General features: G+C 59.8%; 10 protein-coding genes. 4 read left to right on the plus strand and 6 right to left on the minus strand.

The window, feature by feature from the left end:
• Positions 1–3 precede the first annotated feature (3 nt).
• A complete protein-coding gene (pcaF, locus tag ACZ5Y5_RS14190) occupies positions 4–1,206 on the plus strand; it encodes a 3-oxoadipyl-CoA thiolase (RefSeq protein WP_464811146.1) in 1,203 nt (400 codons plus the stop codon).
• 68 nt (positions 1,207–1,274) lie between these two features.
• Here the strand turns inward: pcaF and ACZ5Y5_RS14195 are convergent, their stop codons facing one another.
• From ACZ5Y5_RS14195 to ACZ5Y5_RS14205, 3 genes are read right to left on the minus strand one after another with little or no spacing between them, the layout of a single operon-like run.
• The gene (locus tag ACZ5Y5_RS14195) at positions 1,275–3,128 is read right to left on the minus strand and encodes a response regulator (RefSeq protein ID WP_464811147.1); all 1,854 of its coding nucleotides are present in this window, start codon (positions 3,126–3,128) and stop codon (positions 1,275–1,277) included.
• 47 nt (positions 3,129–3,175) lie between these two features.
• Positions 3,176–4,657, minus strand: coding sequence for a circadian clock protein KaiC (kaiC, locus tag ACZ5Y5_RS14200; RefSeq protein ID WP_464811148.1), 1,482 nt, complete (start codon positions 4,655–4,657; stop codon positions 3,176–3,178).
• Positions 4,654–4,956: a circadian clock KaiB family protein gene (locus ACZ5Y5_RS14205; protein WP_464811149.1), complete on the minus strand. Its 303-nt coding sequence runs from the start codon at positions 4,954–4,956 to the stop codon at positions 4,654–4,656. Before ACZ5Y5_RS14205 ends, kaiC begins: the two co-directional genes overlap by 4 nt.
• A gap of 249 nt (positions 4,957–5,205) precedes the next feature.
• Between ACZ5Y5_RS14205 and ACZ5Y5_RS14210 the strand changes: the two genes are divergently transcribed.
• Both ACZ5Y5_RS14210 and ACZ5Y5_RS14215 read left to right on the plus strand, forming a co-directional pair.
• On the plus strand, positions 5,206–5,970 hold the full coding sequence (locus ACZ5Y5_RS14210) for a Crp/Fnr family transcriptional regulator (RefSeq protein ID WP_464811150.1): 765 nt from the start codon (positions 5,206–5,208) through the stop codon (positions 5,968–5,970).
• 108 nt (positions 5,971–6,078) lie between these two features.
• Entirely contained in the window at positions 6,079–6,636 is a 558-nt protein-coding gene (locus tag ACZ5Y5_RS14215; protein ID WP_464811151.1) for a dihydrofolate reductase family protein, read from the plus strand.
• 38 nt (positions 6,637–6,674) lie between these two features.
• Here the strand turns inward: ACZ5Y5_RS14215 and ACZ5Y5_RS14220 are convergent, their stop codons facing one another.
• The 3 genes from ACZ5Y5_RS14220 to ACZ5Y5_RS14230 are packed head-to-tail and all read right to left on the minus strand — an operon-like array spanning position 6,675 to position 7,741.
• A complete protein-coding gene (locus ACZ5Y5_RS14220; protein WP_464811152.1) occupies positions 6,675–7,148 on the minus strand; it encodes a hypothetical protein in 474 nt (157 codons plus the stop codon).
• A 54-nt stretch (positions 7,149–7,202) separates the two neighbouring features.
• Positions 7,203–7,463 (minus strand): DUF5985 family protein, encoded by a 261-nt coding sequence (locus tag ACZ5Y5_RS14225; RefSeq protein WP_464811153.1) that lies wholly within the window; start codon positions 7,461–7,463, stop codon positions 7,203–7,205.
• On the minus strand, positions 7,460–7,741 hold the full coding sequence (locus ACZ5Y5_RS14230; protein WP_464811154.1) for a DUF5985 family protein: 282 nt from the start codon (positions 7,739–7,741) through the stop codon (positions 7,460–7,462). The genes ACZ5Y5_RS14225 and ACZ5Y5_RS14230 overlap by 4 nt, the downstream gene beginning before the upstream one ends.
• 563 nt (positions 7,742–8,304) lie before the next feature.
• On the opposite strand from ACZ5Y5_RS14230, the gene ACZ5Y5_RS14235 reads away from it, so the two are divergent.
• Positions 8,305–13,689, plus strand: coding sequence for a HAMP domain-containing protein (locus ACZ5Y5_RS14235; RefSeq protein WP_464811155.1), 5,385 nt, complete (start codon positions 8,305–8,307; stop codon positions 13,687–13,689).
• Positions 13,690–13,760: the final 71 nt, after the last annotated feature.

The raw sequence follows: 13,760 nt of genomic DNA on the forward strand, positions 1-13,760 counted from the left end.
CATATGGCAGAAGCCTTCATCTGCGATGCCGTCCGCTCGCCTATCGGCAAGCTGAACGGATCGCTTGCGACCGTGCGCGCCGACGACCTTGCCGCGCTGCCGATCAAGGCGTTGATGGAGCGCAATGCGGGTGTCGACTGGTCGGCGCTCGACGATGTGATCCTGGGTTGCGCCAATCAGGCGGGCGAGGATAATCGAAACGTGGCGCGCATGGCGGTGCTGCTCGCCGGGATGCCGGAGGGGGTGCCGGGCGTCACCGTCAATCGCCTGTGCTCTTCTGGCCTCAATGCTTTGGGCATGGCAGCGCAGGCGATCCGTAGCGGCGACGCCGATTTCCTGATCGCCGGTGGCGTCGAAAGCATGACCCGCGCGCCCTATGTGATGGGCAAGGCGGGTAGCGCCTTCGGTCGCGATCAGAAGATCGAGGATACGACGCTCGGCTGGCGGTTCGTGAACCCGGCAATGAAGGCCGCCTATGGCGTCGATACCATGCCCCAGACCGGCGAGAATGTCGCCGAGCAGTGGGGCGTCAGCCGCGAGGAACAGGATCGGTTTGCGCTGGCCAGTCAGGAAAAGGCAGCGCGTGCACAGGCGAATGGCCGGTTCGCTGCCGAGATCGTGTCGGTGTCCATCCCGCAGCCCAAGGGCGAGGCGATCCTCTTCGATGCCGACGAGCACCTGCGAGCCACCAGCCTGGAAGCGCTGGCGAAGCTCAAGCCGGTGGTGAAGGCTGACGGCACGGTGACCGCAGGCAATGCGTCGGGGCTCAACGACGGTGCGGCCGCCATGCTGGTCGCTTCCGAGGCAGCGGCTGCAACGCAGGGGCTGACGCCACGCGCCCGCGTGATCGGTATGGCTGCGGCCGGCATCGCACCCCGGATCATGGGCGCGGGCCCTATCGAGGCGGCGCGCAAGCTGTTGGGACGCAATGGCGTCACGGTCGATCAGCTCGACGTGATCGAACTCAACGAGGCCTTCGCCAGCCAGGCGATTGCCACGCTGCGCGATCTGGACGTCGATCCGTTCGACCCCCGCGTCAATCCCAATGGCGGGGCGATCGCGCTCGGCCACCCGCTCGGCATGTCCGGCGCGCGCATCGCGCTGTCAGCGGTCGAAGAATTGCAGCGTACCCGCGGGCGCTATGCGCTGGCCTTCATGTGCATCGGCGTGGGGCAGGGGCTGGCAGTGCTGTTGGAGCGGGTGTGACGTCATGGCTAACGCCGACGACGTCGTCGTCGGCCCGGACTATCTAAGCGGCGGAAAAAAGCTTGGATTCAGCATTCAGGCCGATCTACCAACTGGAACTTGGCAAGCACATCGCGCAATTTGGATCCGGAGAAAGGCTTGTTGAGAATGGCCGCTCTTCCGTCTGCTTCGATTTTGAGCAGTTGATCGGCTTCCACATATCCGCTGGCGACGATCGCAGCCGCATAGGGATGGGACTCTCGCAAAGCGTCCAACAAGTTGAGGCCGCTCCCATCGGGTAATTCCAGATCGATGATGGCCGCGGAAATCGGCTGCCCTACATTAGCGATGCGCTCCATTGCTGCTTTGGCCGTGGCAATGTCTTCAACGACGCAACCCAGAGCGCGCAGATTTTCCACCAACGTCTGCCGTACGGCCGGATCATCCTCGACCAGCAGGATAGTGGGCGAGATCGTGGCGGACAGGGACGCAATCGCCTCCATCAGCTGGGTTCGGGAATAGGGCTTGGAAAGCAGATGCAGGCCCCGCGCGAGACGGCCATCCTCGATGAGCGCGTCTCCGGCATAGGCGGTCGTAAGGAGCGTGTTCATTGCAGGCCGTATTTCCCGCGCCCGGTCTGCCAGACGTCGTCCGTCATACCCGTCCGGCAAACTGACGTCCGTGAACATCAGCATCAAAGGCTGACTGGATTCGAGTATTTTCAGTGCTTCCGGCGCTGTCTTCGCCTCTATCACATGATAGCCCATTTCCTCCAGAGAACTGCGTGCCCATTCGCGCAGGTCCTGCTCATCCTCCACAAGCAATATCGTTCGGCAGGCCGGGCTGGTGACCTGATCGGCAATATCCTCACCCTCCTCCAACGCTCCATGATGTCGAGGAAGGTACAGGCGGATTGTCGTGCCGCGGCCTACTTCGCTTATCAGCCGCACATGACCCAGCGATTGCTTCACAAAGCCATAGACCTGGCTCAGGCCAAGCCCCGTGCCTTTGCCCACGCCCTTGGTCGTAAAGAAGGGGTCAAAGACCTGCTGCGCAACCTCGGCAGACATGCCGTCGCCAGTGTCCGAGACCGACAGGCAGACGAACTCTCCCTCGGCGACGTCAATCAGGTCGTGTTCTGTGCAATTGTGCGCCCGAATGGAGAGCGTTCCGACGGCGCTCATAGCGTCCTTGGCATTTACCGCGAGATTGATCAGCGCTGCTTCAAGTTGAGACGGATCGACCATTATGGGCCAGGTTTCGGGTGCAACATCGACTGAAATGGTGATCGAGGCGCCCAGGGTGCGGGTGAGCAGGTCGTCCATGCCATTCAGCAGGTTGCCGAGGTCCAAGTGTCTTGGTGTGAGCGGCTGGCGTCGGGAATAGGCGAGCAGTTGCTGGGTGAGCTCCGCAGCCCGCATAGCCCCGCTCGTGGCATTGGCGACCGCGCGCGTCAGGCGTGGATCATCAAGATCGCCAGGCAACCGGCGCTGGACCGTATCGAGGTTGCCGAGGACGATCGTCAGCAGGTTGTTGAAATCATGCGCGACGCCGGCAGTCAGGCGTCCTATCGCCTCCATTTTCTGGGCATGCCGGAGTTGCTCTTCCAGCTCGCGGCGCTCCGAAATGTCCCGCAGGCTTGCCAGCAGCGCCGGTTGGCCCTCCCAGGTCGTATCGACCACCCGCATTTCGACTTCCAGTACCGAGCCATCAGTCCTTATCAGGTCGATGCTGGTCGTCTCTCCGGCGACGACAGGCATGCCGAGCTGATGCCCGAGCAGGCTGTGCGCATCACGCCCAAAAAGGCTTATGGCCGCTGCATTGGCAAACCGAACAAGCCCGCCGCTATCGATTACCAGGATTCCGTCGGCGTTCCTGTCGACCAAGGACCGAAGTTCGGCATAGTCGAAGTCGCCGTCGGACCGGGAGGAGTTTAGCCGCATGTTTCGATCAAGCTCCGGACCAGTCAATATTTGCCCACTTGCACCGCTCAAAATGGTTCTGCGCCGGTGAACACATTTGGCGCGTCTCCCATCGCGTCACCCAGATGCATCCCCGACCCATCAATATCAAACCGACGAATATCCTTTGAATGTTCGCTACCGCGCATCTTCAGCACCATCATGCCGCGGTGCATCCTCTGGCGTTCCTGTATGTAGCGCAGGAGGATGATGGAGTCCGTCAGCGTAGAGATGTGCTGTTCGCTGGCGCTTTCGCCGCCCACGAGCGACTTGCTTGTCGCTGTGCAGAGACCGGCGATCTCATTCTTCTTGATGAAGGATGTGAGACTTATGAGGAATTCGCGAAATCCGGTTTCCGGCGCCACGCGCTCCAGGGCCGAAAGGCTGTCGATCGCTATGCGGTCTGGTCGAAATTCCTCCACCAGGCTTCGGATCGTCAGCAGATGATCGGGCAGTCCTTGCGCCTCCGGGTACAGGCAGACGACTTTCAGCCGGCCGTCCTCCTCCATCTTCCGCAAATCGACGCCCCAGCCAAGCGCGTTCCGAAACAATTGTCCGCGGCTTTCCTCATAGCCAAGGAGCAGCGCTTTCTCGCCGGCGGCGACGCCCCCGGCGAGGAAATTCGTGACGAGCAGCGTCTTGCCCGTTCCTGTCGCTCCGCTCACCAGGGTAACGCTGTCGCGGAAGAGGCCGCCGCCGCACATATCATCAATGGCGGCATTGCCGCTGGTGACCCGAGTGTTGCTCGACTGCTGTTCAAGTCTGAGTGACGTCAGGGGGACCGCCACCATCCCACGATCGGCGACGAGGGTGAAGGGCGCTTCACCCTCGACATGGCGGCCGCCACGCATCTTGAGTACCTCTATCGTCCGCCGGCGCTTCTCGCGCTCCAGCACGTTCCTGAGGATGATTACGTTGTCGGCGACAAATTCTTCCATGCGATGCCGCGTGATTTCGCCATATTCGCTGTTGCGCTCGGCGGTCATCAGCACCGTCAGACCAGCCTGCTTCAAGGCAGACGCAATTCGGAATATCTCCCGCCTGAGCGACATCGGGTCGACGATGAAATGGTCGAACAGTTGCGCGACCGAGTCCAGCACTACCCGCTTTGCGCGCACGGCCCCTGCGGCATGCAGAATGCGAGCGAGAAGCGCGGAGAGATTGAACTCTCCCATCACAAGCTCCTCGCGATCACCCGGACTGGCATCGACAAAGGCCAACTTGCCTCCCTCGCACCAGCGCTCCAACTCCCAGCCAAATCCGTTCATATTCGCCTGAATATCGGCTGGGGCCTCCTCAAACGTCACGAAAACGCCCGGTTCGTCACAGGTCATGATGCCGTGCGCGAGAAATTGCGTGGCGAAAACCGTCTTGCCGCTTCCGGGCGTGCCGCTGACCACCGTGGTCCGGTGCCGCGGCAGCCCTCCCATCACCAGTTCATCGAAGGCCTCTATGCCGGTCTTCACGCGTTCGAGTGCAGGATCCTTGGCTATGTCGCTGACGCTAGTCACTGCGAAGATCCCTCTATGCCCAGAAATTGGATCACGCGATCAATGTCACCCAAATCCCCTACGACCCGTCTAGGGGGCGAAAGCGTATCATCGGACAGTGTAGGCGTGGCCAAAATGCCTGCCGCTTCGGCAAAGGCCGGCTGTGCAAGCACGTCGACCTCCTCAATGTCGATGCCGGACATGGCACTTTGCAGAGCGCGACAATGCGTCCTTGCCCGGAATGTGGCAGGCGTTTCTCCAGCTATGTAGAGATTAAGCTTGCGCCTGGTGGCTGAAGTGAGGCTGACCACAACAGTCATCGCCGCTCGCCCAGCCTGGCTGGGACGGCTATTCGGACAAGTTCACCCATATGCGTGAGCATTTCGTTCGCCTGATACAGGTGATCGCGGCGAACCCGAAAAGAGCTGCCGGCCAAAACATCACTCGAGCACGGAGCGCGATTCGAGCTGCTTCTGTTAAGAAGTAGACACAAGGTAGTTTTATGTCTGTCCACTAGTGAACATATCCCAAAAAAGAGCGTTCAAGCGAGAGACCAGGGAGATGGCCACATGAACGAACTAGGCGGCATGACACAGAAACTGACCGCGGATTGCCTGAACAACAACCTGTTGCGGGCGATGCGGCCAGCCGACTTCGGGTTGCTGGAGCCGCTGATGACCGAATGGCATGGCGAGCGGGGCGCCACCCTCTACGAGCCGGGGGATCATGTCGGCCATGTCTATTTTCCCTGCGGGCCCAGCCTCATTTCTTATCTGGTGGTGCTGGAGGATGGCCGCGCCATCGAGACTGCGCTGGTAGGGCGGGAGGGCGCGATCGGGGGGATCGTAAGCCAAGGCCGACTGCCTGCCTATGCTCGCGCCGAGGTGCAGTTTCCTGGCCAGTTCCTGAGGATACCATCGGCAGAGTTGGAGGAAGCCAAGCTCAAATCCATCACGCTACGCTTCCTGTTTGCTCGCTACGCTGACTGCCTCATGGCGAACATATTTCAGACGGTGGCATGCAATGCGGCCCATTCCATTGAGCAACGGACAGCCAAATGGCTCATCGCCGCCATGGAGCGAACGGGGGATCATACGGTGCCTCTGACGCAGGAGCAGCTTTCCGCGATGATGGGCGTCGGACGCAGCTATGTGAGCCGCATCATTCAAACGCTCAAGGGACAGGGCCTGCTGGCGACCCGTCGCGGCAGCATCGTCGTCGCTGACCTAGCGGGCCTGCAGGCCCTGCAATGTAGCTGCAACACGGCCGTACGCCGACATTTCGACGAGGTGCTGAGCGGTGTCTACCCGACTGAGGAGGAAAATTCTGCGTGAGGGTCGCTTTCGACCGCGTCAGATATCGTTCTGACAACAAATTTCAGTAGGTCACACCAACGGCGAAAATTAGCTACATGTTCTTCATTGTTGACTTAGATTTACCGGATGGGATTTCTCACCTTCAGCATCAACGTCACCCTGGATGGTTGCATCGACCATCAGGAAGGTATCGCCGACGATGAGACGCATGCGTTCTTTACTCGCCTGATGGACGAGAGCGGAGCGATGCTATGGGGTCGCATCACATACGAGATGATGCAGAGCTATTGGCCGGCAGTCGCTTGCGGCGACCAGAGCGCGCCGCCAGCGGTACGCGAATGGGCGGTCAAGCTGGAGGCCAAGCCGAAATATGTAGTTTCGTCGACACGCGATGCCTTCCCGTGGACCAATAGCCGGCACCTCGCGGGCGACCTGCGCACGGCGGTCCAGAGGCTCAAGGACGCGACGCCGGCCGGCATATTACTTGGTAGTGGCACACTTGCGGCCGAGTTGGACCGGCTGGATCTGATCGACGAGTATCAGTTCCTTGTCCATCCGAGGATCGCTGGACATGGCCCGACCCTCTATCAGAGCGGGCTGCCCAGCACACGACGGCTCGAGTTGATCTCGGCCAAGCCGCTCAGAAATGGCGCGGTCGCCATGCACTATCGACGCGCGGGCTGAGCGGCAGAGGCTCCTTCGCGCCGCAGCGGCATCATCTGTTAACCTGTTTCGGAAGCTCCCAGCCATTGCAGTGCCGGCTCTTCCTCATCGAAAAACTGAGTTGATGCGGGCAGCATCAGCCTTCTCATCTGCAACTCGAGCAGAGCGGATCCGGGAAGGAGAATGCCATATTCTTTGATTTGAGCGGCGTAGCTCACCATGATCCGTGCGAAGCTGTCCATCACGAGCTGCGACTGCACAACGCACGCCCTCATGTCCAATAGCACCTTCGTAATCGCGGAGGCTCCTGCAGGATTAGCAGCGCGCTTGTGCAGGGCCTGGAGATAGCATTCAACTGTCTCCTCGGTCCAAAAGCCGCGAAAGACAATGCGTACAGTTGCTGGGTTTGCGCCGGCGATAAACTCAAAGGGGTCTTCGGATGGCGAACGCTGATTGTCGTCGTTGCTTGTGGTGCGCATTGCTGGTCCATTCCGATCGACTGTGATGAGCTCTCGCAGATAGCTTTGCTTCATTGAAGCGGCGGCCCGATAGCAATTCGAAATCCAAAGATATATGACGATCCCCGTTCAAATCGGACGGTTCTTGACCATGACAGCTCGGATTATCAGCAGGAAAGCGGCGAAGCGGATAAGGTAAACCAAGCTCCTTTGCTCATCGGGTATCCCGCCCAGCGCCAAGACGATCTGGCCAATTCCGAGAAGGAAAAACGAGATTGCGAAGGCAACGAACAAGGGATCTCTGCTTTCCCTCCAGAAGCGCAAGAAGAATAGCGAGATAAGGAAAAAGCCGAACGAAACAGCTCCAGAGAGGAAGGCCGTCAAGGTCATATATCCTCCTCGCTTTCCCAAATGAATCCGAAGAGGAGCACGCCGACGGCGCAAAGCGAGAGTAGCAAGCGTACAAGCTGCAGGTCTGCGGATGGGATAAGTGCCAGGTCGATCACGAGGAACAGGTTATTGAGGGCCAGCAGAGTGAAGCATGCGGCACTCCAGAAGAGCAGCCGCGCACCACTCCTCGCGTAGCTGCGCCAAAGCAGGAAAGCGCAAGCCGAACTTGTGGCAAAGCATAGCGCGTACACGATCGCCGGGAAAATAGCTCCGGTCATTCTTCCCTCCGCAGCCGAAATGCGTTGGCGAAGAGACTGGCAGACGAGGTTGGCGCCACGATCATTCTCCGGACGGCATCGGGACGCTGGACGTACAGTGCTTCTGCTGCTGCAGCTAGTCGTTCTGTAGCCTCATTAGCAGGCTGGTACCGGACGCATTCGGCTGAATCAACCACCACCAAGCCGGCCGTGAAAAGCAGATCCACGCTCTGTTGGACGACAAGGTCACTGCTGCGCATGGCTGCAACAAGTTCAGCTTGGCTCCATGAGCGGTCAGGCGCTCTCCGCAGAACGCACATCAGTTCGAGGGACCAGACGGACCGAAAGGCTGAACGGATGAAGGCCGAGGTTTCTTGCCGGCTAGGCATGCCTTTTGCCGTCTCCCACTGCTATGATCCCTCCCCCCGGAACGTGCCCGGCTTCTAGCTGCTCTAACCTGTGTTGCAATTGAATTTTCGGGGTTTTTGTCCCCTTCTCGTAACGGTTCGTCGCTGCTATCAGAAACGCAGGTCGGGGGGCCCATTCATATCTCCACACCAGTTGGAGAGAGCCAGGAGAGCTTGGTGAACGCAGAATCGCCCCGCGGTGCCCTTGATCGCCGTGAAATCGTTGCCGCCCTGCGGAGCCTGCGCCGGGGTGATTTTTCGGTTCGCTTGCCCGAAGATGTCCAGGGCCCGGATCGGGAACTCGCCGCGCTCTTCAATGAGGTCGTTACGCTTGAGGAAGAAATAACCAACGAGTTCGATCGCTTGTCGCGGGTGGTGGGCAAGGAGGGCAAGATCACGCAGCGTGGTCATGTTCGTGGAGCGACCGGCGGTTGGGAAGCAAAGCTGCTGGCAGTCAATGAACTCATCGAGGACATGGTTCAGCCCACTGCAGAGGTGGCGCGTGTTATTGGCGCTGTGGCCAAGGGTGACCTATCGCAGTCAATGACGGTCGAGATCGACGGCCGCCCGCTTCGCGGTGAGTTTCTGCGCATCGGCAAGGTCGTGAACACCATGGTGGAACAGCTCGCCTCCTTCGCGTCGGAGGTGACGCGCGTGGCGCGCGAGGTCGGTACGGAGGGTAAGCTCGGCGGGCAGGCGACGGTCAAGGGCGTCGCGGGCACCTGGAAGGACCTCACCGACAATGTGAACGCCATGGCCACCAACCTGACGGGGCAGGTGCGCAATATCGCCGAAGTGACCACCGCGGTGGCGTCGGGCGACTTGTCCAAAAAAATCACGGTCGAGGTGAAGGGCGAAATCCTGGAGCTGAAGAACACCATCAACGTCATGGTCGACCAGCTGAACTCCTTCGCATCGGAAGTGACCCGCGTGGCGCGCGAGGTGGGCACGGAGGGCAAGCTTGGCGGCCAGGCCCGAGTGGAGGGCGTGGCGGGCACCTGGAAGGACCTGACGGACAATGTGAACCTGATGGCCGACAATTTGACTGGCCAGGTCCGCAATATCGCCGAGGTGACCACGGCGGTGGCTTCGGGTGACTTGTCCAAGAAGATCACGGTGGACGTGAAGGGCGAAATTTTGGAGCTGAAGAACACCATTAACGTCATGGTGGACCAGCTGAATGGCTTTGCGTCGGAAGTGACCCGCGTGGCGCGTGAGGTGGGTACCGAAGGCAAGTTGGGCGGCCAGGCGCAGGTGCCCGGCGTCGCGGGCACATGGAAAGATCTCACTGACAATGTGAATCTGATGGCGGACAATCTCACCGGTCAGGTGCGTAACATTGCGGAGGTGACCACGGCGGTGGCTTCGGGCGATTTGTCCAAGAAGATCACCGTGGACGTGAAGGGCGAAATCCTGGAGCTGAAGAATACCATCAACGTCATGGTGGATCAGCTCAATGGCTTTGCGTCGGAAGTGACGCGTGTGGCGCGCGAGGTGGGCACGGAAGGAAAGCTTGGCGGTCAGGCGCAGGTGCCTGGCGTCGCGGGCACATGGAAAGATCTCACCGACAACGTCAACCTGATGGCGGCCAATCTCACCGGGCAGGTGCGCAACATCGCCGATGTGACGACCGCCGTTGCGAAGGGCGACCTTTCGAAGAAGATCACGGTGGAGGTGAAGGGCGAAATCCTGGAGTTGAAGAACACCATCAACACCATGGTGGACCAGCTGAACGGCTTTGCATCGGAAGTGACCCGCGTGGCGCGCGAAGTGGGTTCGGACGGCAAGCTCGGCGGCCAGGCGCAGGTTGAGGGCGTTGCAGGCACGTGGAAGGACTTGACGGACAACGTCAACCTCATGGCGGGCAATCTGACCGGGCAGGTGCGCAACATCGCCGAAGTGACGACCGCTGTGGCGAAGGGCGACCTTTCCAAGAAGATCACGGTGGACGTGAAAGGTGAGATTCTGGAGCTGAAGAACACCATCAACGTCATGGTGGACCAGCTGAACGGCTTTGCGTCCGAAGTGACCCGCGTGGCGCGCGAGGTAGGGTCCGAGGGCAAGCTGGGTGGTCAGGCGCAGGTGCCCGGCGTGGGCGGGACCTGGAAGGATCTCACCGATAACGTGAACGCAATGGCGGCCAATCTTACCGGTCAGGTCCGTAACATTGCCGAAGTGACTACCGCTGTGGCCCTAGGCGATCTGTCCAAAAAGATCACGGTGGACGTTAAGGGCGAAATCCTGGAGCTGAAGAACACCATCAACACCATGGTCGATCAGCTCAACTCCTTCGCTTCGGAAGTGACGCGTGTGGCGCGTGAGGTGGGCACTGAAGGCAAGCTGGGCGGGCAGGCCCAGGTGCGCGGTGTCGCCGGCACATGGGCGGACCTGACCGATAACGTCAACCTGATGGCGGCCAATCTCACCGGTCAGGTCCGTAATATCGCAGATGTGACCACGGCCGTGGCGCGCGGCGATTTGTCCAAGAAAATCACCGTGGACGTGAAGGGCGAAATCCTGGAGCTCAAAAACACCATCAACGTCATGGTGGACCAGCTGAACGGGTTTGCTTCCGAAGTGACGCGTGTGGCGCGCGAGGTGGGCACGGAAGGAAAGCTTGGCGGTCAGGCGCAGGTGCCGGGGGTGGGCGGCACCTGGAAGGACCTGACCGACAACGTCAACCTGATGGCTACCAACCTCACCAACCAGGTGCGCGGCATCGCCGACGTTGTGACTGCGGTCGCCCAGGGCAATTTGAAGCGGAAGCTGACGGTCGATGCCAAGGGCGAGATCGCAGCGCTGGCCGAAACGATCAACTTCATGATCGAAACGCTCGCTACCTTTGCGGACCAGGTGACCAACATGGCGCGCGAAGTGGGCATCGAGGGCAAGCTGGGCGGCCAGGCGCGTGTGCCGGGCGCCGCAGGTCTGTGGCGCGACCTGACCGATAACGTGAACCAGCTTGCCGCCAACCTCACCAATCAGGTGCGCTCGATCGCGGACGTGGCGACTGCCGTCACCAAGGGCGATCTCACCCGATCGATCGCTGTGGAGGCGTCGGGCGAGATGGCGGCGCTCAAAGACAACATCAATGAGATGATCCGCAACCTTAAGGACCAGACTCTCAAAAATGCCGAGCAGGATTGGCTCAAGACGAACCTTGCCCGCTTCAGCCGCATGCTGCAGGGCGAGCGAGATTTGACGACGGTTTCCAACCTCATCATGTCCGAACTCGCACCGCTGGTGAATGCCCAGTACGGGGTCTTCTATGTGAGTACGCGCGAAGGCGACGAGACGGTTCTTGAACTCGCCTCAAGCTATGGTGCGGAGAGCAAGGGCGAACTGAAATCCAAGTTCATGCTACGCGAGGGGCTGGTGGGCCAAGCGGCGGCGGACAAGCGCCCAATTTTGCTGGAAAATGTTCCATCCGATTTCCTGCGCATCGGTTCAGGCCTGGGCCACGCAGCACCGGCGAACATCGCGATCCTCCCTGCACTGTTTGAGGATGAGGTGAAAGCCGTGATCGAGCTGGCCTCTTTCGCGGAGTTCAACGAGACTCATCAGAGCTTCCTTGATCAGCTCATGGAATCTGTGGGTATCGTGCTCAATACGATCGCCGCGACCATGCGAACGGAAGGTCTGCTGAAGCAATCGCAGCTGTTGACGCAGGAACTGCAGGCCCGTCAGACAGAACTGACCACCAAGCAGGAAGAGCTACACAATACGAACGAGGAGCTTCAGGAAAAAGCCCAGCTTCTGGAAAATGAAAAGAAGCAGGTGGAAGGGAAGAATCTCGAAATCGAAATGGCCCGAAGGGCTTTGGAAGAGAAGGCCGAGCAGCTGGCGCTCACTTCCAAATACAAGTCCGAATTCCTGGCCAACATGTCGCACGAGCTGCGTACGCCGCTGAACTCTCTCCTGATTCTCTCGAAGCTGTTGTCGGACAATCCTCAGGGGAATCTGAACGAAAAGCAGGTCGAGTTCGCCCGTACCATCAACTCTGCCGGGTCTGACCTGCTGAACCTCATTAATGACATTCTCGATCTCTCAAAGATCGAGTCCGGTACAGTGTCGATCGAAGTGGGCGAGATGCCCATGCAGACGCTCCGCCAACATATGGAGCGAACCTTCCGTCAGCTTGCCGCGGACAAGAAGCTGGACTTCAACGTGGAATTCGCCTCCGATCTGCCAGCGACCATCCGTACGGACGAGAAGCGGCTTCAGCAGATCGTACTCAACCTGCTCTCCAACGCGTTCAAATTTACCTCCGTCGGCAACGTCACCCTAGCGGTCCGCGCCGCCACCAAGGGGTGGAGTTCCAACCATCCGGTGTTGCGAGGGGTCGACAAGGCGATTGAAATTGCCGTCACCGATACGGGTATCGGCATTCCGGAAGACAAGCAGAAACTGATCTTCGAAGCCTTCCAGCAGGCAGATGGCACTACCAGCCGCAAATATGGCGGTACGGGTCTCGGACTTTCCATCAGCCGCGAAATTGCGCGTCTTTTGGGAGGCGAACTGCAAGTCCGGTCAACACCGGGCGAAGGATCAACCTTCACTTTGTTCCTTCCGTTCGAGGCAATTGCCCCTGCGGATTCGCCGCAGCAAGCAACGCAGCCGCGCTATGACAATAGCGGGGCAATGGTGCCGACCGCGCTCCCAGGCCCATTCGAACTGGCCGACGATCGCGATCACCTGAATGGCGAGCCCTTTGTGCTCATTGTAGAGGACGACGCCACCTTTGCGTCCATCCTGCTCGACATTGCCAGATCGGCGGGATTGAAGGGGGTGGTGTCCGCGGCGGGTGCCGGTACGCTTGCGATGGTGCGCAAACTTCAGCCCAGCGCCATAACCCTAGACCTTGGATTGTCTGATATTGACGGCTTCGTGCTGCTCGACCTCCTCAAACATGATCCTGAAACGATGCATGTGCCGGTGCATGTGATTTCGGGCGCCGACAAAGTGGCGCGCGCCCTCGACCTTGGCGCGTCCGGGGTCACGGAGAAGCCTGCAGAAAGGGCTCAGCTGGCGAAAGTGTTCAAGAAGCTGGCCGCTGCGATGAAGAGCGCCCCCGTAACCGTCGCACTGGATGCGCAAGCGAGGTTTGAACAGCATCAACTGGCGCGGGCAGTGCCGGAGCTTAAGGGCGCGAAGGTGTTGATCGTCGATGACGACATCCGCAACATCTATTCGCTCACGAGCGTGCTGGAGAGCTATGGTGTGGAGGTTGTGCATGCCGAACGCGGCAAAGACGGCATCCTGATCCTGGAGCAGACGCCCGGCATAGATATTGCCCTCATCGACATCATGATGCCTGAGATGGACGGCTATGAAACGATGCAGCAGATCAGGAAGCGCGCGGAACTTGCTGCGCTGCCATTGATCGCGGTGACGGCCAAGGCGATGAAGGGGGACCGGCAGAAATGCCTGGACGCCGGCGCCTCGGATTATATCGCGAAGCCCGTCGATATAGATTTGCTGCTAGCGCTGCTCAGAGTGTGGATATCGCGAGCTCGTGAGGAAGATAATGTCATGCCGCTGGTGACGGTGGAGCGCAACTGAAGTGACGATTACTTCTACACAGGCAAGCTCCAGCCTCCCTCCCGCCACCGCGGGACCAAGCGATACGGGGC

The sequence above is a fragment of the Sphingobium sp. TomTYG65 genome, from assembly GCF_055395525.1.

Excerpts from the sequence above, each read along its gene's own strand:
- pcaF (WP_464811146.1), top strand. The coding sequence starts at position 4 with ATGGCAGAAGCCTTCATCTGCGATGCCGTCCGCTCGCCTATCGGCAAG.
- ACZ5Y5_RS14195 (WP_464811147.1), bottom strand. The coding sequence starts at position 3,128 with ATGCGGCTAAACTCCTCCCGGTCCGACGGCGACTTCGACTATGCCGAA.
- ACZ5Y5_RS14205 (WP_464811149.1), bottom strand. The coding sequence starts at position 4,956 with ATGACTGTTGTGGTCAGCCTCACTTCAGCCACCAGGCGCAAGCTTAAT.
- ACZ5Y5_RS14210 (WP_464811150.1), top strand. The coding sequence starts at position 5,206 with ATGAACGAACTAGGCGGCATGACACAGAAACTGACCGCGGATTGCCTG.
- ACZ5Y5_RS14215 (WP_464811151.1), top strand. The coding sequence starts at position 6,079 with ATGGGATTTCTCACCTTCAGCATCAACGTCACCCTGGATGGTTGCATC.
- ACZ5Y5_RS14220 (WP_464811152.1), bottom strand. The coding sequence starts at position 7,148 with ATGAAGCAAAGCTATCTGCGAGAGCTCATCACAGTCGATCGGAATGGA.
- ACZ5Y5_RS14225 (WP_464811153.1), bottom strand. The coding sequence starts at position 7,463 with ATGACCTTGACGGCCTTCCTCTCTGGAGCTGTTTCGTTCGGCTTTTTC.
- ACZ5Y5_RS14230 (WP_464811154.1), bottom strand. The coding sequence starts at position 7,741 with ATGACCGGAGCTATTTTCCCGGCGATCGTGTACGCGCTATGCTTTGCC.